Origin of the sequence: Streptomyces sp. NBC_00271 (genome assembly GCF_036178845.1) — a bacterium.
In the GTDB taxonomy this organism is placed as follows: Bacteria; Actinomycetota; Actinomycetes; order Streptomycetales; family Streptomycetaceae; genus Streptomyces.
In genome coordinates this window covers 2,858,220-2,876,705 of record NZ_CP108070.1, presented here as the reverse complement: position 1 = coordinate 2,876,705, position 18,486 = coordinate 2,858,220, and the positions used below count along the sequence as shown (strand labels likewise).

Annotated in this window: 16 protein-coding genes and 1 pseudogene; 13 read left to right on the top strand and 4 right to left on the bottom strand. The window is 70.4% G+C overall.

Annotated features, from left to right (window positions below):
* Nucleotides 1-345: 345 nt before the first annotated feature.
* On the top strand, nucleotides 346-2,493 hold the full coding sequence (locus OG798_RS13530) for a primosomal protein N' (protein WP_095855801.1): 2,148 nt from the start codon (nucleotides 346-348) through the stop codon (nucleotides 2,491-2,493).
* An 87-nt stretch (nucleotides 2,494-2,580) separates the two neighbouring features.
* Here OG798_RS13530 and OG798_RS13525 read toward each other — a convergent pair whose 3' ends face one another.
* Nucleotides 2,581-3,123, bottom strand: coding sequence for a hypothetical protein (locus OG798_RS13525; protein ID WP_067366048.1), 543 nt, complete (start codon nucleotides 3,121-3,123; stop codon nucleotides 2,581-2,583).
* Nucleotides 3,124-3,475: 352 nt separating this feature from the next.
* Here OG798_RS13525 and fmt point away from each other — a divergent pair, with 352 nt between their 5' ends.
* The gene (gene fmt / locus OG798_RS13520; RefSeq protein ID WP_097226437.1) at nucleotides 3,476-4,408 is read left to right on the top strand and encodes a methionyl-tRNA formyltransferase; all 933 of its coding nucleotides are present in this window, start codon (nucleotides 3,476-3,478) and stop codon (nucleotides 4,406-4,408) included.
* A 74-nt stretch (nucleotides 4,409-4,482) separates the two neighbouring features.
* Here fmt and OG798_RS13515 read toward each other — a convergent pair whose 3' ends face one another.
* Entirely contained in the window at nucleotides 4,483-4,869 is a 387-nt protein-coding gene (locus OG798_RS13515; protein ID WP_097226438.1) for a peptidoglycan-binding domain-containing protein, read from the bottom strand.
* Between the two features lie 243 nt (nucleotides 4,870-5,112).
* On the opposite strand from OG798_RS13515, the gene OG798_RS13510 reads away from it, so the two are divergent.
* The 8 genes and pseudogenes from OG798_RS13510 to OG798_RS13475 form a co-directional block, all read left to right on the top strand.
* On the top strand, nucleotides 5,113-6,279 hold the full coding sequence (locus OG798_RS13510) for a sensor histidine kinase (RefSeq protein ID WP_328757072.1): 1,167 nt from the start codon (nucleotides 5,113-5,115) through the stop codon (nucleotides 6,277-6,279).
* On the top strand, nucleotides 6,276-6,941 hold the full coding sequence (locus tag OG798_RS13505; protein WP_267061294.1) for a response regulator: 666 nt from the start codon (nucleotides 6,276-6,278) through the stop codon (nucleotides 6,939-6,941). The genes OG798_RS13510 and OG798_RS13505 overlap by 4 nt, the downstream gene beginning before the upstream one ends.
* 107 nt (nucleotides 6,942-7,048) lie before the next feature.
* Nucleotides 7,049-8,491 carry an RsmB/NOP family class I SAM-dependent RNA methyltransferase gene (locus tag OG798_RS13500; RefSeq protein WP_095855806.1) on the top strand — a complete coding sequence of 481 codons (1,443 nt, stop codon included), beginning with the start codon at nucleotides 7,049-7,051 and terminating at the stop codon, nucleotides 8,489-8,491.
* Nucleotides 8,492-8,652: 161 nt separating this feature from the next.
* Nucleotides 8,653-10,158 (top strand): dihydrolipoyl dehydrogenase family protein, encoded by a 1,506-nt coding sequence (locus OG798_RS13495; protein WP_373561071.1) that lies wholly within the window; start codon nucleotides 8,653-8,655, stop codon nucleotides 10,156-10,158.
* 71 nt (nucleotides 10,159-10,229) lie between these two features.
* The gene (locus tag OG798_RS13490) at nucleotides 10,230-11,057 is read left to right on the top strand and encodes an alpha/beta fold hydrolase (RefSeq protein ID WP_095855807.1); all 828 of its coding nucleotides are present in this window, start codon (nucleotides 10,230-10,232) and stop codon (nucleotides 11,055-11,057) included.
* Nucleotides 11,058-11,245: 188 nt separating this feature from the next.
* On the top strand, nucleotides 11,246-11,932 hold the full coding sequence (rpe, locus tag OG798_RS13485; protein WP_067366072.1) for a ribulose-phosphate 3-epimerase: 687 nt from the start codon (nucleotides 11,246-11,248) through the stop codon (nucleotides 11,930-11,932).
* A 78-nt stretch (nucleotides 11,933-12,010) separates the two neighbouring features.
* The gene (locus tag OG798_RS13480; RefSeq protein ID WP_075027530.1) at nucleotides 12,011-13,054 is read left to right on the top strand and encodes a sugar-binding transcriptional regulator; all 1,044 of its coding nucleotides are present in this window, start codon (nucleotides 12,011-12,013) and stop codon (nucleotides 13,052-13,054) included.
* Between the two features lie 294 nt (nucleotides 13,055-13,348).
* A pseudogene (locus OG798_RS13475) lies at nucleotides 13,349-14,099 on the top strand (transposase); the annotation flags it as partial.
* On the opposite strand, the gene OG798_RS13470 reads toward OG798_RS13475, so the two are convergent.
* The gene (locus OG798_RS13470) at nucleotides 14,084-14,455 is read right to left on the bottom strand and encodes a DUF3732 domain-containing protein (RefSeq protein ID WP_328757067.1); all 372 of its coding nucleotides are present in this window, start codon (nucleotides 14,453-14,455) and stop codon (nucleotides 14,084-14,086) included. The pseudogene OG798_RS13475 and the gene OG798_RS13470 sit on opposite strands and share 16 nt — an antisense overlap.
* A gap of 4 nt (nucleotides 14,456-14,459) precedes the next feature.
* Between OG798_RS13470 and OG798_RS13465 the strand changes: the two genes are divergently transcribed.
* Nucleotides 14,460-15,494 carry an NAD-dependent epimerase/dehydratase family protein gene (locus tag OG798_RS13465; RefSeq protein ID WP_328760026.1) on the top strand — a complete coding sequence of 345 codons (1,035 nt, stop codon included), beginning with the start codon at nucleotides 14,460-14,462 and terminating at the stop codon, nucleotides 15,492-15,494.
* A 38-nt stretch (nucleotides 15,495-15,532) separates the two neighbouring features.
* Here the strand turns inward: OG798_RS13465 and OG798_RS13460 are convergent, their stop codons facing one another.
* Nucleotides 15,533-15,850 (bottom strand): hypothetical protein, encoded by a 318-nt coding sequence (locus OG798_RS13460; RefSeq protein ID WP_328757066.1) that lies wholly within the window; start codon nucleotides 15,848-15,850, stop codon nucleotides 15,533-15,535.
* A 508-nt stretch (nucleotides 15,851-16,358) separates the two neighbouring features.
* Here OG798_RS13460 and OG798_RS13455 point away from each other — a divergent pair.
* Nucleotides 16,359-17,846: a prenyltransferase/squalene oxidase repeat-containing protein gene (locus OG798_RS13455; protein WP_328757064.1), complete on the top strand. Its 1,488-nt coding sequence runs from the start codon at nucleotides 16,359-16,361 to the stop codon at nucleotides 17,844-17,846.
* Between the two features lie 5 nt (nucleotides 17,847-17,851).
* Entirely contained in the window at nucleotides 17,852-18,484 is a 633-nt protein-coding gene (locus OG798_RS13450) for a hypothetical protein (protein WP_328757062.1), read from the top strand.
* The last annotated feature ends 2 nt before the right edge of the window (nucleotides 18,485-18,486 follow it).

Genomic DNA, 18,486 nt, shown 5'->3' with positions numbered 1-18,486 from the left:
CTGGTGGGTAAATCGGTGGTGCGGGTGGGGTCGGGGTTCGTAGGGTCGAGGTCTCCCGGTGCGATGGCCGCGGTTACTTCGGTGGAGTGCGCCCAAGGCGCGCGGTGAATCTGGATCATGGTCCGCTGCCGCTTGGAACTCGGGAGAACTGACGTCGTGGCGTCCGGTGCGATGGTCGCGGGTACTTCCGGGTGATTCCCTCGCAGGTTCGAATCCTGCTGCCGGTCCTTGGACCGGTATGGCCGAGTGGCCCATGGCAGAAGCGCCCTCAGGGCGTTCGTGATCCGTGGCCGGTCTGATCTCGGGCGCGCGGCGGTGTCAGTGGGGTCTGGTAGGAATGTTGCTGTGAGCAGCGCGAACGGGTGGGGTGAGGGTGGCGCGGAGGGTGCGCCGCCCGAGCAGCTTGCGTTGATTCGGGAAGGGGTGCGGCAGGCCAGGGCGCCCAAGGCGAAGCCGCGCACGTGGCGGGGGGCGAAGCTCGCCGAGGAGCTGCCTGTCGCACGGGTCCTCGTCGACAAGGGTGTGCTGCACCTCGACCGGTATTTCGACTACGCCGTGCCCGAGGAGCTGGACGCCGAGGCACAGCCGGGCGTGCGGGTCCGGGTGCGGTTCGGGGCCGGGCGGCACCGGGTGCGGGAGGGACGCCGGGAGGGCGGAGGTCTGATCGACGGGTTCCTCGTCGAGCGGCTCGCCGAGTCCGACTACTCCGGGCCGCTCGCCGCGCTCGCGCAGGTCGTGTCGCCCGAGCCCGTGCTCGGGCCCGAGCTGCTGGGACTGGCGCGCGCCGTCGCCGACCGGTACGCGGGGAGCCTCGCGGACGTGCTGCAGCTAGCGGTCCCGCCGCGCAACGCGCGGGCCGAACAGAAGCCCTCGCCCGCGCCGCTTCCTCCGCCCGGCATACCCGCGACCGGTTCCTGGACGCGATACGGGCGGGGGGCGGCCTTTCTCGAGTCGCTCGCCGCGGGCGGGGCACCGCGGGCCGTGTGGAACGCGTTGCCGGGGCCCGGCTGGGCCGAGGAGATCGCCAGAGCCGTGGGCGCGACGCTCGCCTCGGGGCGGGGCGCGCTCGTCGTCGTGCCGGACGGCCGGGCCGTCACACGGGTGGATGCCGCGCTGTCCGCCGTGCTGGGGGAGGGGCAGCACGCGGTGCTCACGGCCGAGGCCGGGCCCGAGAAGCGCTACCGGGAGTGGCTGGCCGTGCGGCGTGGGTCCGTGCGGGCCGTCGTGGGGACCCGGGCCGCCATGTTCGCGCCCGTACGGGATCTGGGACTCGTCGTCATCTGGGACGACGGCGACGACAGCCACAGCGAGCTGCACGCTCCGCAGCCGCATGCCCGGGAAGTGCTGCTGCTGCGGGCCGCCCATGACAAGTGCGCTTTTCTGTTGGGGAGTTGGGGCTGCACGGTCGAGGCGGCGCAGCTGGTCGAGAGCGGGTGGGCGCTGCCGCTGGTCGCCGAGCGGGAGCAGGTGCGGGCGAGCGCGCCGCTCGTGCGGACCGTGGGGGACGGGGATCTCGCGCGGGACGAGGCGGCGCGGGCCGCCCGGCTGCCGACGCTCGCCTGGCAGGTGGTGAGGGACGGCCTGCGGCACGGGCCCGTACTGGTGCAGGTGCCGCGGCGTGGGTACGTACCGCGGATGGCCTGTGCGCAGTGCCGGGCTCCGGCTCGCTGCCGGCACTGCGCGGGACCGCTGGAGGCGCGGGACGCCGGGGCGCTGCTGTGCACGTGGTGCGGGCGGGACGAGGCGGCCTGGCACTGTCCCGAGTGCGGTGGGTTCCGGCTGCGGGCCCAGGTCGTGGGCGCGCGGCGGACCGCGGAGGAGCTGGGGCGGGCGTTTCCGGCCGTGCCCGTGCGGACGTCGGGACGCGAGCAGGTGCTCGACACGGTCCCGGGTGCGCCCGCGCTCGTCGTGAGCACGCCGGGGGCCGAGCCCGTCGCCGAGGGCGGGTACGCGGCCGCGTTGCTGCTCGACGGCTGGACGATGCTGTCGCGGCCCGATCTGCGGGCCGGCGAGGACGCGCTGCGCCGGTGGATCGGCGCGGCGGCGCTGGTCCGTGGGCAGGGGGCGGGGGGCACGGTCGTGGTCGTCGCGGAGCCGACCCTGCGGCCCGTGCAGGCGCTCGTACGGTGGGATCCCGTCGGGCACGCGGTGCGGGAGCTCGCCGAGCGGGCCGAGCTCGGGTTTCCGCCGGTGTCCCGGATGGCTGCCGTGTCGGGTACGACGGAGGCGCTCGCCGGGTTCCTCGCCGTGGTCGAGCTTCCGGGCGACGCGGAGGTGCTGGGGCCGGTGCCGCTGCCCGTCACGCAGGCCGGGGGGCCGCGGCGGGTGGGGGCGCCGCCGCCGGGGGAGCAGTGGGAGCGGGCGCTCGTTCGGGTGCCGCCGGGGAGCGGGGCGGCGCTGGCGGCCGCGCTGAAGGCCGCCCAGGCGGCGCGGATGGCGCGGGGCGGAAGTGAGCCCGTACGGATTCGGATCGATCCGCCGGACATCGGGTGACGAGCGTCGGTCCACCCCCGTCCGGGCCGCCCCGACCTGGGCCGCCTCCCGGCTTCGATGGTGCCGGGAGGCAGGCGAGAGGTGGGGTCAGCCGTTGCGGGGGCCCGGGAACGCCGTGGGCCTGACCTCGTCGCGGAGGGTGGGGCTGCCCGCGGTCGGCTGGGTCGGCATGGAGCGGGCGGCGGGGACCGTCGGCACCGTGGGGATGCCCGTGTTGACGGCGACCGTGCGGGTGCCCGAGGTCTCCGTGGAGCGCTCGGCCTCGGCGGCGGCCTGCGCGGCGGCGCGGCGGGCGCCGTAACGGCGGTGCACCGCCTGCTTGGTGACCCCGAGCGCGGAGCCCACCGCGTCCCAGGAGAAGCCCAGGGAGCGGTCGAAGTCCACGGCGGCCGTGACCAGGGTCTCGACGCTGTCCCGCAGCTCCTGGGCGAGGCGGACGGTCGGGGCGGGGGCGCGTCCGTAGACGACGAAGCCCGCGGAGGGGCCGGAGCGGCGCGGGCGGTAGACGTTGCCCAGTTGTGCGGTGAGCGTGCGCAGTGCGTCCACCTGCCGGCGGACCCGCTCGATGTCCCGCACCAGCAAGTGCAGGCTGGCCCGAGCCTGGGCGTCGTGGGTTGCGTGGTCGGCCATGAACAAGCCTCTCGAACCGGCGTTGAAAAGGATCGGGCCGTGATCGCGGCCCGCTGTGGTCAACTCTCTCTTGACCAACGCGTTTGCGGGTGAGTGGTCACGCTGCGGGGGCGTAAGGGCATATGCACAGGGCGCGTCCGGGGGCGTACGCCCCCGGTGCGCCGTTCTCTCGCCTCGGTCCTCGGTCCTCGGTGCTTGTTCGTGTGTTCGTCTGTTCGAGGTGTCGCCCGTCGAACCCCCGGGCCGCCGAGCCGTCGCGCCGCATAGACTGGTGCGCTGCCCCGTACCCCGTCCGGACCGGCGGGTGTGCAGGGCCCTGAAGCGTTCCCGCCCGAGAGGCCAGCCGCCACCCATGAAGCTCGTCTTCGCAGGTACCCCCGAGGTCGCCGTTCCCGCACTGGACGCCTTGATCGCCTCCGGGCGGCACGAGGTGGCCGCCGTGGTCACGCGGCCCGACGCGCCCGCCGGCCGGGGACGGCGGCTTGTCGCGAGTCCGGTCGCCGAGCGGGCGGAGGAGGCAGGCATCGAGGTGCTGAAGCCGGTCAAGCCGCGGGACGAGGACTTCCTGGCCCGGCTGAGGGAGATCGGGCCCGACGCCTGCCCCGTGGTGGCGTACGGGGCGCTGCTGCCCCGGGTCGCCCTCGACGTGCCCGCCCACGGATGGGTCAATCTGCACTTCTCCCTGCTGCCCGCCTGGCGCGGCGCCGCCCCCGTGCAGCACGCGGTCATGGCGGGGGACGAGATCACCGGAGCCTCCACCTTCCTCATCGAGGAGGGGCTCGACTCGGGGCCGGTGTACGGGACCGTCACCGAGGAGATCCGGCGCACCGACACCAGCGGTGACCTGCTCACCCGGCTCGCCTTCGCCGGTGCCGGCCTGCTCGTCGCGACCATGGACGGCATCGAGGACGGCACCCTGAAGGCTGTACCGCAGCCTGCCGACGGCATCACCCTGGCGCCGAAGATCACCGTCGAGAACGCCCACGTCGACTGGTCCGCACCGGCGCTGCGTGTCGACCGGATGGTGCGCGGGTGCACGCCCGCGCCCGGCGCCTGGACCGTCTTCCGCGGCGAGCGGCTCAAGCTCATCCACGCCACACCCGTGCCCGAGCGCACCGACCTCGCCCCGGGCGAGCTGTCCGTGGGCAAGAACAACGTGTACGTCGGGACCGGCTCGTACGCCGTGGAACTGCTCTGGGTCCAGGCCCAGGGCAAGAAGCCGATGCGCGCGGCCGACTGGGCCCGTGGGGTGCGGATCGCCTCCGGTGAGCGGCTCGGGGCCTGACACGCGGTCGTACGGCGATGGCCCGCACCTCCCCGTGGGTGCGGGCCATCGGGCTCCCGGTCGGCAGGGAGGGATCAGAAGGCGTGGGCGCGCAGCACCGGCCAGGTCTTCGGGCCGACCTTGCCGTCCACCGTGAGGGTGACCCCGTAGTACTTGTTGGCCAGCCGCTGGAAGTCCGCGGCCGCCGCCTGGGACTTGGTGCCGAAGACCCCGTCGATGGTGCCGGGGCTGAAGCCCGCAAGGTCGAGCAGGCACTGTGCCTCGATGCCCGCGGACGACACCCCGGTGCTCGAAGGCTGCACGGTGGTCCCCGAGTAGTAGCCGGCGTATGCCCAGTAGCCGTCGGTGCTGTAGTCGCAGGTGTACGTCGTCGCCGACGCCCCGGTCGCGGGCAGTACGGCGAGGCCGCTGCCCAGGGCGAGGGCGGCCGTGGCCAGGGCGATGTGCTTGCGCAGGGTCATGCGGGCTCCTTCAGGCCCTGGGCCGGGTCCCCGGCCGGGAACCCCGAACAGCCCACGGGCCGTGTGACTCCGCTCGATCGGCGGTGCCGCTGTGCCTGACGGTAGGAGCGGTGCCACGGCCGCCGCGTCCCGCGGCGGGTGGAACTCCCGCCCCACCGAGCGCGGTAGTCGTGAGCTTGTACAACTCCCTTGGTAGCAAAAGAAGTTGACGCACCGTCCGGGATCCGGGACTAGGCTGCGGCGATGCGCCTGAGGACGCCTCGGCCGTTCGTCGTCGACACACTGATCGCGCTCGCCATGACCGGGGTGGCCATGCTGCTGGGGCATGTGTCGAGGGCGGCGCAGGGCTGGCCCGAACCCGACGGGCGTGCCCACGTCCTGATCGCCCTCGCGCAACTGCCGGTCGCCCTGCGCGGCAGGTGGCCGCTCACCGTCTTCGCCGCCGTACAGGCCGCCTCGGTCGCCTATGTCACCTTCGGCTACTGGCTCGTGGCGTGCTTCTTCGGCCCCATGCTCGCCCTCTACACGGTCGCGGCGCACCGTCCGCCCCGGATCGCCGTCGCCTGCGCGGCCTGCGCGGTCGCCGTCTGGGGCTACGGCGGACTGGTCGGCCACAGCCCGTCGATGGCGGTCGTCCTGGGGCAGGCGCTGCTGTACTGCTCGGTGCTGGTCCGGTTCGGCACTCTGACCCGGCACTCCGCCGAACTCACGCGCAGACTGCGTGAGGAGCAGATCGAGCGGGCCCGGCGCGCGGTCGCCGACGAGCGTGGGCGGATCGCGCGGGAGCTGCACGACGTGGTCGCCCACCACATGTCGGTCATCTCCGTGCAGGCGGGCCTGGACCGGTTCGTCTTCGACTCCGATCCGGCCAAGGCCCGTGGCGCGCTGGGCACCATCGCGGACAGCAGCGGCGAGGCGCTGGAGGAGCTCAGACGCATGCTCCAGTTGCTCCGCGAGGAGGACCCGCGGGCACCCGACGGGGCTCCGATGCCCACCCTGGCCCGGCTGGTGGAGCTGGTCGACCGGGTCAGGGCCGGCGGCGTCCCGGTCGAGCTGGCCGTCGAGGGCACACCCCGCCCGCTCGCGCCGGGGGTCGAGCTGTGCGCCTACCGCGTCGTCCAGGAGGCCCTCACCAACGTCCTCAAGCACGCCGGACGGGCACACGCGCGCGTGGCACTCGGTTACGGGCAGCACGAGTTGACGGTCTCCGTCACGGACGACGGGGAGGGGGTGATTTCGGACAAGGTCCCGAGGGGCGCCGGGCACGGCTTGATCGGCATGCGCGAGCGGGCCAAGCTCTACGGCGGGACACTCAGCCTCGGCCCGCGCGCCGAGGGAGGCTTCGCGGTCGAGCTGGCCCTGCCGACCTCGGCATCGGCCACCCGGCGGGGGGACGACCGTACGAGATGACCAGAGTGCTCGTCGTCGACGACCAGTTCCTCATTCGCGCCGGGCTCGTGGACCTGCTGGACGCCGCGCCCGGCTTCGAGGTCGTGGGGGAGGCGGCGGACGGGGCGGAGGCCGTGCGGCTGGCCGCCAGGACCCGACCCGACGTGATCCTCATGGACATCCGCATGCCCGGTGTGAACGGCATCGAGGCCACCGAGCGCATCCTCGCCGAGGCCCCCGACCGGGCGCCGCGCATCCTGATCCTGACCACCTTCGACCTCGACGAGTACGTGTACGGAGCCCTGCGGGCCGGGGCCTGCGGGTTCCTGCTGAAGGACTCCGGGCCCGAGCGGCTGCTCGCCGCGGTGGCCGCGGTCGACGGCGGCGACGCCCTCTTCGCGCCCAGCATCACCCGTCGCCTGATCGAGGCCTTCGCCCGGCAGCACGGGCCCGCGCGGGACGCCGCGCCACCCGACCTGGGCGTGCTGACCTCGCGCGAGGTCGAGGTGCTGAAGCTGACCGGCCGGGGCCTGTCCAACCTGGAGATCGCCCATCGCCTCGGCATCAGCGAGGCCACCGTCAAGACCCACCTCAACCGCACCATGACCAAGCTCGGCCTGGACAGCCGGGCCCAGGCGGTCGTCATCGCGTACGAGACGGGACTGGTGATCCCGGGCGGCTGAGCGGCGGGCGGCCGGCCGACCAGGACACGTGGGCCGTCCGGCCGGCGACGTCCGTCCGGAAGTAGGCTGGAGGGGTCGAACCATCCAGGATCCGGAGCACCTTTTTCGTGACTGAGCAGTCCCGCGGGCCGCGCAAGCCCGGCAAGCCCTACCGCCGCCCCCAGAAGGACCCGGTCCGCATGCTCGCCTTCGAGGCGCTGCGGGCCGTGGACGAGCGCGACGCGTACGCGAACCTCGTGCTGCCGCCGCTGCTGCGGAAGGCCCGCGAGAAGGCAGGACCGGAAAAGTTCGACGGGCGGGACGCGGCGCTTGCCACCGAGCTGGTGTACGGGACGCTGCGTCGGCAGGGGACGTACGACGCCGTCATCGCGGCCTGCGTGGACCGGCCGCTGCGAGAAGTCGATCCGCCCGTACTCGATGTGCTCAGCCTCGGTGTGCACCAGCTGCTCGGGACGCGCATCCCCACGCACGCCGCCGTGTCCGCCTCCGTCGAACTCGCCCGCGTCGTACTCGGCGACGGGCGTGCCAAGTTCGTCAACGCCGTGCTGCGCAAGGTCGCCCGGCAGGATCTCGACGCCTGGCTGGAGCAGGTCGCGCCGCCCTACGACGAGGACCCCGAGGACCACCTCGCCGTCGTGCACTCGCACCCGCGCTGGGTCGTCTCGGCGCTGTGGGACGCGCTGGGCGGCGGCCGTGCCGGGATCGAGGACCTGCTCGAGGCCGACAACGAACGGCCCGAGGTGACGCTCGTGGCGCGGCCCGGGCGTTCCACCGCCGACGAACTCCTCGGCGTCCTCGGGGAGGAGTCCGCGCTGCCGGGACGCTGGTCGCCGTACGCCGTGCGGCTCAGCGAGGGCGGCGAGCCCGGTGCCATCGACGCCGTACGGGAGGGGCGTGCGGGCGTCCAGGACGAGGGCAGCCAGCTGGTGGCGCTCGCGCTCGCGAACGCGCCCCTCGACGGCCGGGACAAGGCGTGGCTGGACGGCTGCGCGGGCCCCGGCGGCAAGGCCGCCATGCTCGCCGGACTGGCCGCCGAGCGCGGCGCCGCGCTGCTCGCCGCGGAGAAGCAGCCGCACCGGGCGGGCCTGGTGGCCAAGGCACTCGCGGGCAATCCCGGCCCCTACCAGGTCATCGCCGCCGACGGCACCCGTCCGCCGTGGCTGCCCGGCACCTTCGACCGGGTGCTCATGGACGTGCCCTGCACGGGTCTTGGCGCCCTGCGCCGCCGTCCCGAGGCCCGCTGGCGGCGCCGTCCCGAGGACCTGGACGGCTTCGCGCCCCTCCAGCGCGGGCTGTTGCGGACGGCGCTGGACTCCGTACGGGTCGGCGGCGTCGTCGGGTACGCGACCTGCTCGCCGCACCTCGCCGAGACCCGCGCGGTCGTGGACGACGTCCTCAAGCACTACGACACGGGCTCCGCCGAACTCCTCGACGCCCGCCCGCTCCTGCCCGGCGTACCGGCGCTGGGCGACGGCCCCGACATCCAGCTGTGGCCGCATCTGCACGGTACGGACGCCATGTATCTGGCGCTGATCCGCCGGACGGCGTGACCTCTCCCAGCGCCGAGAACAGCCCGAAGGCGTACCCTTTCTCGTATTCGGAGAAAAGGCCGGAGCGGAGTAGGGCGAGGAGTGGTAACCCCCGTCCGAGCGCAATACGAGAGCCATCGCCGAATCCTCCGAGTTCACCATTCTCGTAATTGAGGGCGTGAATGATGGCAGCGCGTGTGGATCCCGATCGTTCCGAGTGGGACGTCATCGTCCTGGGCGGCGCCGCGGCTGGGGAGAACGCGGCTCAGTACGCCACGCAGTTCTCCGGTCTGGACGCGGTGCTGGTCGAGGCGGAGTTGCTGGGCGGCGAGTGCTCGTACTGGGCCTGCATGCCCAGCAAGGCCCTGTTGCGCCCGGCCGAGGTGCTGGACGGCGGACGGCATGTGCCGGGTGTGTCCTCGCTGTTGACCGGGCGCGAGCTGGACGTGCGGGCGGTACTGGCCCGCCGGGACACCGTCGTGAACGGCCTCGACGACTCCTCGCAGATCGACTGGGCGCTCGGCGTCGGCATCGATGTGGTGCGCGGGTACGGGCGGCTCGCCGGGGAGCGCGCGGTGGCGGTTCAGACGGCGGCCGGTGCCACCCGGGTGCTGACCGCACGGCACGCGGTGGTGATCGACACGGGCTCCTGCACCACCGTGCCGACGATCCCCGGCATGAGCGAGGCACGCCCCTGGACCTCCCGCGACGTCACCAATCTGCAGGAGGTGCCACGCCGGGTCGTGGTGCTGGGCGGTGGGGTGGTCGCGTGCGAGGCGGCGACCTGGCTGAAGCCGCTGGGCGTCGAGGAGTTGAGCATCGTGTACCGGCGCGCCGGCCTGCTGGCCCGGGCGGAACCCTTCGCCGGGCGCATGGTGGGTGACCAGTTGACGGCCGCGGGGGTGCGGCTGCTTCCCGGCAGGTCGGTCACCGAGGTGCGGCGCGACGAGCCCCGCGACACGGGAGTCGGGCTGCCGCACGGCGGCGAGGTCACCGTCCGGCTGGACGACGGGAGCACGCTCGTCGCCGACGAACTGGTGCTCGCCACCGGCCGTACGCCGAACACCCAGGACATCGGCCTGTCGTCGGTGGGATGCCCCGACGGCGGCTTTCTGGAGGTCGACGACGAGCAGGCCGTACGGGCGGTGGACGGGCACTGGCTGTACGCGGTCGGTGATGTCTGCGGACGCGCGCTGCTGACCCACATGGGCAAGTACCAGGCGCGGATCGCCGGTGAGGTGATCGCCGCCCGTGCCACGGAAGGGCGGGTGGACGGAGCGGGCAGCGGCGTGCCGGGCTCCGCCGACGGACACCGGGGCAACCCGCAGGTGACCTTCACCGACCCGGAGGTCGGATCGGCCGGCATGACCGAGCGGGAGGCGCGTGCGGCGGGACTCGACGTGGCGACGGTCGAGTACGACATGGCCGCGCTGGCCGGCACGTACGTGCTGCGCGAGGACTACCTCGGGCGCGCCAAACTGGTCGTCGACCGGGGTACCGACACGGTGGTGGGCGCGACGTTCGTCGGCTCGGGCGTCGCGGAACTCGTCCACTCCGCCACGACGGCCATCGTCGCGAGAGTGCCGCTTCCCGTGCTGTGGCATGTCGTGCCCAGCTACCCCACCGCGAGCGAGGTGTGGCTCCGCCTGCTGGAGGCGTACCGCGCGGAAAAGCGGCGTGTCGGGTAGCGTGAAATTCCCGTCATGCATTTCAGCCGATCAGGGATCCCGCACGTAACTCGATCGAAAGAAATATGCCCATGCCTTTCATTTCCACGAAGGATGACACGGAAATCTATTACAAGGACTGGGGTACGGGGCAGCCGGTCGTGTTCAGCCATGGCTGGCCGCTGAACGCCGACGCCTGGGATCCCCAGGTCCGCATGATGGCCGAAAACGGCTTCCGCGCGATCGCGCACGACCGCCGCGGCCACGGACGCTCGGGTCAGCCGTGGGACGGAAACGACCTGGACACGTACGCGGACGACCTGGCGCAGTTGATCGAGGACCTCGATCTGCGCGACGTGATCCTGGTCGGCCACTCCACCGGTGGCGGCGAGGTGACGCGCTACATCGGCCGCCACGGCACCGGACGGGTCGCCAAGGCCGTCCTCCTCGGCGCGATCCCGCCGCTGATGCTCAAGACGGAAGCGAACCCCGAGGGGCTGCCGTTGGAGGCCTTCGACGAGATCCGCAAGGGCGTCGCGACCGACCGCTCGCAGTACTACAAGGACCTCAGCGCGCCCTTCTACGGTGCCAACCGGCCCGGTTCGCAGGTGTCCCAGGGCACGCGGGACGCGTTCTGGCTGTGGTCCCTGCAGGTGGGGATCAAGGGCTCGTACGACTGCGTCAAGGCGTTCTCCGAGACCGACCTCACCGAGGACCTGAAGCGGTTCGACGTCCCCACCCTGATCGCGCACGGCGACGACGACCAGATCGTGCCCATCGTCGCGGCCGCGGAGAAGTCCTCGAAAATCGTCAAGGACGCCACGCTGAAGGTGTACCCCGGTGCCCCGCACGGCCTGTCGATGGTCGCCCCGTTCAAGGACGTCTTCGACGCCGACCTGCTGGCCTTCGCCCGCAGCTGAAGGACCCGGCGGCACCCGGACCGTGCGGGGCGCGACACCCGCGCAACGGTCCCGGTGCCGCCCCGGTGCGGTTCGGGCACGCATGTATGGCGCATGTATGGCGCAGGCAGGGCGCCGGTATGTCTCAGGTACGGTCCAGGAGTCGGACCGAGGAGAGCAACCGGCCCGGGGCATGGCAGGCTTGGGGCATGGCCGTGCAGATCAACCCCAGCATTCTGTCCGCGGACTTCGCCCGTCTTGCCGAGGAGGCACAGGCGGTGGAGGGCGCGGACTGGCTCCATGTCGACGTCATGGACAACCATTTCGTCCCGAACCTCACGCTCGGTGTGCCGGTCGTAGAGTCCCTGGCCCGTGCGACGGACACGCCGCTGGACTGCCATCTGATGATCGCGGACCCCGATCGGTGGGCACCCCAGTACGTGGAAGCGGGTGCCGGTTCCGTCACCTTCCACGTCGAGGCGGCCGCCGCGCCGGTGCGGCTCGCCCGCGAGATCCGGGCCAAGGGTGCCCGCGCCTCCATGGCGCTCAAGCCCGCGACCCCCATCGAGCCGTACGAGGATCTGCTTCCCGAGCTCGACATGCTGTTGATCATGACGGTCGAGCCGGGTTTCGGCGGCCAGGCGTTCCTGGACATCATGCTGCCGAAGATCCGCCGCACCCGAGAGTTGATCAGCAAGCACGGCCTCGAGCTCTGGCTTCAGGTCGACGGCGGTGTGTCGGCGTCCACCATCGAGCGGTGCGCGGAGGCGGGCGCGGACGTCTTCGTCGCCGGTTCGGCCGTGTACGGGGCGGCGGACCCGGCTCAGGCGGTACGTGCATTGCGCACCCAGGCTCAGGGCGCGACGGCCCATGCGGCGTGGGCGTGCGACCACTGACCAAAGGGAACGTGAACGCCGCCCATCAGGGCTGATCAAGTACGCCGGATCTGCGAGGATGAACGGCGAATCCAGAGTGTGAACAGCAGTGAGGAGATCGCCGTGTCGGGTATGTCGGCGGGCCGGTCAGCCATGCGGATGGGACCCGCTGAGCTGGTGCAGGCGGCGGCCATGGCCCGCCGCTTCTACCTCGAGGGCAAATCCAAGATCCAGATCGCCGAGGAGTTCGGCGTCAGCCGCTTCAAGGTGGCCCGGGTCCTGGAGACCGCGCTCGAACGGGATCTCGTGCGTATCGAGATCCGGGTGCCCGCCGAGCTGGACGCGGAGCGCTCCGACGCGCTGCGCGCCCGCTACGGCCTGCGGCACGCCGTCGTGGTCGAGTCCCCGGCGGATGCCGAGGAGTCGCCCGACCCCGAGAACCTCGGTGAAGTCGCCGCCGACCTGCTCGGTGAGCTGGTCAACGAGGGCGATGTGCTGGGCCTGGCCTGGGGCCGCTCCACCATCCACATGGCGGCGGCGCTCGACCGGCTCCCGCCGTGCACGGTGGTGCAGCTGACGGGCGTGTACGACGCCGGGACCGCGGAGCGCGGGTCGGTGGAGGCGGTACGCCGCGCCGCGCAGGTGTCGGGCGGCGACGCCCACCCCATCTACGCGCCGATGCTGCTGCCCGACGCGGCCACCGCGGCCGCGCTGCGCAGCCAGACCGGGATCGCCCGTGCCTTCGAGTACTTCGACAAGGTCACGGTCGCCTGCGTGTCGATCGGCTCCTGGGAGCCCGGCATCTCGACGGTGCACGACATGCTCACCGAGGAGGAGCGCGCCCACTACGCCACCCTCGGTGTCGCCGCCGAGATGTCCGCGCACCTCTTCGACGCCGAGGGGCGGCGGGTCGGCCGTGACCTGGGCGAGCGGTGCATCACCGTCGAGGCCGACCGGCTGCGGCGCATCCCCGAGGTCGTGGCGATCGCGGGCGGACAGCGCAAGGCCGCCGCCATCGACGCGGTACTGCGGTCCGGGCTCGTCACCAGCCTGGTGACGGACACGTCCGCCGCGGACTACCTGATGACAGCGGGCGCGACTCCCCGCCCGGCCCTGAACCGGGCGGACCCGGACGGTCCGTGACGCGCCGGGGATGACGCGGTGCGCCGTCCGGCGTGGCGCGAGCGCCCTCACCGCCGCGCCGGTCCCGGTCGGCGGGCCGTGGCGTACGCGCGGCGTGCCTTCCGGGACGGTGAGCCGGGCCCGGCAAACGCGGCGAGTGCGCCGTCCTCGAGGCGACGGCGGGCCTTGCGGGGCCTTCTCGAGCCCCGGGGGGCGAGCGGCAGCACCCGCCCGAGCGGGACGGCCGGGACTCCGCGGGGCAAGCGGACGCGGCCGCCAGGTCGGATACCCCGGTCCCGGCGGGGCCGATGTCGTGGGGACTGCCTCGCGGATGTGGGCATACCGCGGGCCGAGCCGGCCGTGTTCGGACCGGTCGCCTCCGACCCGACGGTGTCCCGGCTGATTCGACGTGCTCGCCGGTAGCGGGAAGCGGGTGCCGGCCGCACTTCGGTCGGCCGGCCGGTACCCGACGCGGGCGGGCAGGTGACCGTGGACCTCGACGGCGTCCTCGTGATCGCGCAGTCCGAGAAGCAGGACGCGGCAGCGACCTGGAAGGAAGCGTTCAGGCACCACCCGCTGACGGGGTTCGTCGACCATGGAGCGGGCGGCTCCGGGGAGCCGGTCGTGGGCCTGCCGCGACCCGGCAACGCCGGCTCCGTCATGGGCGCCGACCACATCGAGGCCGCCCGCCCGGCCCTGGCCCAGTTGCCCAAGAAGTACCGGCGCGGGCGCGGAACGCTGATCCGCTGCGACGACGGCGCCCGGGCGGCCGAACCCGCCGGTGACTGTCCGAAGGAGTGGCCGATGGGGACGCGGCTGATCGTGCGCAGGGAGCGCCCGCACCCCGGTGCCCAACTCCGCCACACTGACGCCGACGGGATGCGCCTGCCCCGCTTCGCCACCAACGTCAAGGACGTCCCGATCGCCGAACCGGAGCTGCGCCACCGCTGGCGCGCCCGGGCCGAGGACCGCGTTCGCGCCGCCCGCTCCACTGGCCTGCGCGACCTCCCCTCCACGACGCCGCACGGAACAGATCTGGCCGGAGATCATTCAGATCGCCCTCGAGTAGGGCGGTTCTGTCGGGTCCGGCCAATGTGGTGCCGACGGGGCGTCCTCGGGGAAGTAGACCTGGGACGGCTCGTCGCGAATGAGGAAGCGGGGTACCGGGCTGCGCTGTTCGAAGAACCACTCGTGCATGCTGAGGAGGGTGGCGAACTGCTGGCTGATCCAGTTCCCGCCGCCGCCCATCTCGGCCGGGCTGACCGGTCCGTAGGTGGTGTCCGCGACGACGGTCAGTCCCCGCGGGGCAAGGCGGATGAGTGAATCCTTGCGTTCCAGGTCCAGGGCGATGACCTTGTTCTTGATCTTCGTATTGATCCGGGCATGCGATCCGAGGACTACACACGTGAAATTCAGACGCATTGTCATAACAGGCGGAGCCGGGTTTCTCGGGTCCCACCTCTGCGACTATTTCTTGGGCGCTGGCGCGGAGGTCGTATGCTTGGACGACTTCAGCTCCGGCCGGAAGGAAAACCTGAAGTCGTCCGCGGCTTCAGGGCGACTGACGGTCAAAACGGCCGACGTCGCGGACGGCTGCGATGTGCCGGGCCCGGTCGACGCAGTGCTGCATCTCGCTTCGCCCGCGTCCCCGACGGACTACCTGAGAATGCCGTTGGCCACCATGAAGGCCGGTTCTTCAGGCACCTTCCACGCACTGGATCTGGCCCACCGCAAAGGGGCCCGATTCGTGCTGGCATCGACCAGTGAGACATACGGGAACCCACAGGTGCATCCGCAGCCGGAGACCTACTGGGGCAATGTCAATCCGGTTGGCCCGCGCAGCGTGTACGACGAGTCGAAGCGCTTCTCGGAAGCACTGACCATGGCCTGTCACAGGAGCCAGGGCCTCGACACCGCCATCGTCCGGATCTTCAACACCTTCGGACCACGCATGCGCAAGGATGACGGCAGGGCAATACCCACCTTCATCACCCAGGCGCTCGCCGGGAAACCCATCACTGTTGCGGGCTCCGGCACCCAGTCCCGCTCCCTCTGCTATGTGCACGACCTTGTCGAGGGCGTCGTCCGGATGCTCCATGCGGACCTCGCCGGCCCCGTCAATCTGGGCAACCCCGAGGAACTGACCGTCCTGCAGATCGCCGAGCTGGTCAGAGACCTCACGGGATCCAGCTCGCCCATAGTCTTTGTGGATCGTCCCACGGACGATCCCGACGTTCGCTGCCCGGACATCACACTCGCCCAGCGGCGACTCGACTGGGCACCGCGATTCTCTGTCATCGACGGCTTGAAGCAGACCATCGCCTGGTTCCGGGAGAACGAACAGGCTCCGCTGGAGCAGTCCACCCGCCGGGCGCCCTTTCTCATCAAAGCCATTGGTGGCATCGGACCGCTGTCCGGTGCCACCGGGACCAAGCCAGAACCTACGTGCGGCACCCCCTGACCGTCAGGGCATGCGAACTCCGGGGCGCCGATGCCCGGTTACCGCCTTCGATCACCCCGAGACGGGTGCCTGCGGCGACGGAGGCGGCGGGCATTGCCGTGGGGCCTCTTCGCGCGGGCCCGCGGAGACCTTCCGGCACGGACCAAGTAGCGGACGAGCGTGGTGAGTCCGTCCTGGACACTCGGCAGGAGCAGCACCACCACGGCGTCCACCAGTCCGTCCACGGCCTCGACGCCAGTCATGACGCACAGCGCCCTGATGGCGACCCCGGCAATCCAGCCGATGTCGAAACGGGTCGACATCCGACCGACGCGGCCGCGCAGGGCACGGGCACGCACAGCGATCTTGGCGAGCATGTTCTCGGGTTCCCTTCCATGAGGAGTTGGAAAGGAGGCGCCTCCCGGGAATCAACGTGCCAGGCCATGGCCGGGAATTGTCGGGAAGGTTCGTCGAACTGCGGGAGAAAGCGCCGAGTCCCGGCTGCCGCACCGCCGGTGCCCGACGCCACCCCTGCGACGGCCGGACCGGCAGGCCGTGCCCGCGCCGCCGACGTGATCGCCTGTCCAGCGCACTTGCGCTCGCCAGGGACTGAGCGGGCCCGGCGATGACCGCTTCCCGGTCTCGTTCGAGACGGCAGATGGGCGTCGGACATGCAGTAGTGGCTGGTCACGGCTTTCTCCACCGTGCGGAAAAGCATCGCCCTGTCTCAGTAACATCAAACGCCCCGGTGGTCACCTTGAGAACAATTTGAACGAACCGGACTACTTTGAGTGCGAAGGGAATCCAACATCGGCGATTTCCGGTATAAAGAGCAGACAAGAGTAGGGTTGTGGGGTAACCTCCCGTCAGGAGCTCGCGAGCCGCATGGAAGAGACTCCAGCTGTCGACAGTATCGATATACACATAGAGGCCCTGAAGGCGCTCATCTCGCCCGGGGTATATGCGGCTGCGCTGGAGGATTCACCTCTCATTGATCTTCCTGTGGTGGTCAAAAGGGTCGGACTGGGATCCGCTCCGGGAGTGAGAGCCCGAGGGTTCATTGATGCCCTGGAAAGGGTGGTCGCCGAGCAGCTCAAGATGAATGATCGTAAAGCGGCAGAGATGTTGTTCGCCCTTGGGGAATGGACCGGAAAACCTGCACAGGAACGCCGTGTCGCTGTCGCCAAGCTCCGGGACAAGCACTGGACGTGGGAAAAGAATTATCGGAAGGAACCACTCCACCTTGACCTGCGTAAGGTCTACCTGGCACTGAGCCGGGAAGTCGACACCCTCAAGGCCGTGGGCCCGGTACGGAACCCCCTCCAACCGGTTCATGGAATGGTTCAGGCAGCTGAGGAACCGCACTATCGGAACGTGGACTCGGTTGTTCGACGGTCGTGCGCGTGGGTCCAGCGGGTGCAGAACATGGACGGCGGCCTCCCATCCGACAACGAGGGATCCTTGAGCTGTACGTGGACGACCGCCGGTCTGCTCTGGGCCATGGCCGAGGCGGGGGAGGACGCCGCCGCTCTCTGGAGGCAACGTGCTCTGATCTGGGTCCTCGACCACGGAAACCAGGACCGGGGAATTCCGATCGTCGGTAAGGGGGATCCGTCGATAACGGATGCCACCGCGCAGGCACTCCTGGCCATATGCGCCTGTTATAAGTCGACCGGTGATGGTTTCTACCGGGACAAGATGACTGACCTCACGAACTGGCTGGTCCTGCACCAGGAACCTGGCTCAGGATGGGCGTGGAGACCCGGCAGGGAACCGAGCTGGACCGCATCGACCTGCTTCGCTCTGATCGCCCTGGGCGCTGTGCTTCCCCTGCTCCCCGATCAGCGAGAAAATATTCAGGAGTCGATCCGAGTCGCACAGCAGTGGTTGCTGACGACACAGAACAACGACTGCGGGTGGGGATCCCATAAAGGTGATCGCTCGCGGGCGGCGATTACCGGAATAGTACTTTTCACGCTGTCACAATTGGCTGTGGTGCCTCGGGTCGATTCCGCTGATCTCATCGGCGGAGCGCTCGATTTCATCAAAGAGAGCCAGCGGCCGGATGGTACCTGGGCCTCTACGATTGACCGGCCGATGGGGCATACGATAACAAGATTCGGTGACGCCTATTGTCTGCTGGGAATATCAGCGGCGTCGTCAAAGGGGTACGAGCCCTCCATACTTCACGGCGTCCGGGCACTCATGAAGTGGCATCGGGGCTCCTATTTCCAGTACGAAGACACCGTCATGCACAGCTGGCCGACAAGAGACGGGATCCTGGCTCTCTCGGCGGCTCGGGAGAGGCTCCGGCCGGAGAAGCGGCCCAATGGGGATGAGGGTGGAGGAGCATGGGATTACGCCGGCAACTGACGAGTATGAACCAGGAGCAGGCCGACTGGGAGGAAGTCGCACAGGTAACACGTAGGCTGGTTGCCCGCGCTGACGCGGAGGACCTTGTAGCCAGATGGCATCCGCTCGGATTCATAGACATTCCCATATCGGAAGGCGTTGCGGCTGCGCGCCGAAAGAGCAGCCACACGACGATCCATGTGTGGCATCCGGAATTCTCTCGTCCGCAGGACCCGCCCGATATCTGCCACTCACACGGCTGGCATCTGGACAGCGTGGTTCTTCATGGCAGTTTCGTGAACGAAACATATGATGTGGAGGTCGACGAGGCAGCCCCCTACATGCTGTACGAGGTGTCCTACGGCGCCAGTGTATCCATTTCGCAATCTACGGGTCGGCGTGTCACCGTTAGGATCGGAAATGAAGAGCGGATGCAGCAGGGGAGGCGCTACCAGATTCCAGCTGAATTCTTTCACTGGACACGAACGAGCGGTGACGATCTGGTCATTACCGTGATGTCCAGCAGTAGTTTCACGGGAAAATCGCCCATGATCGTTCGGTCGGCCGAGTCCCGCCGCGCCCATGAGTACGAACGCACATTCTGTTCGAATGGGGTGCGAAAAACGGTGTTCAAAGATATCCTGAGCAGGCTTACTTAAAA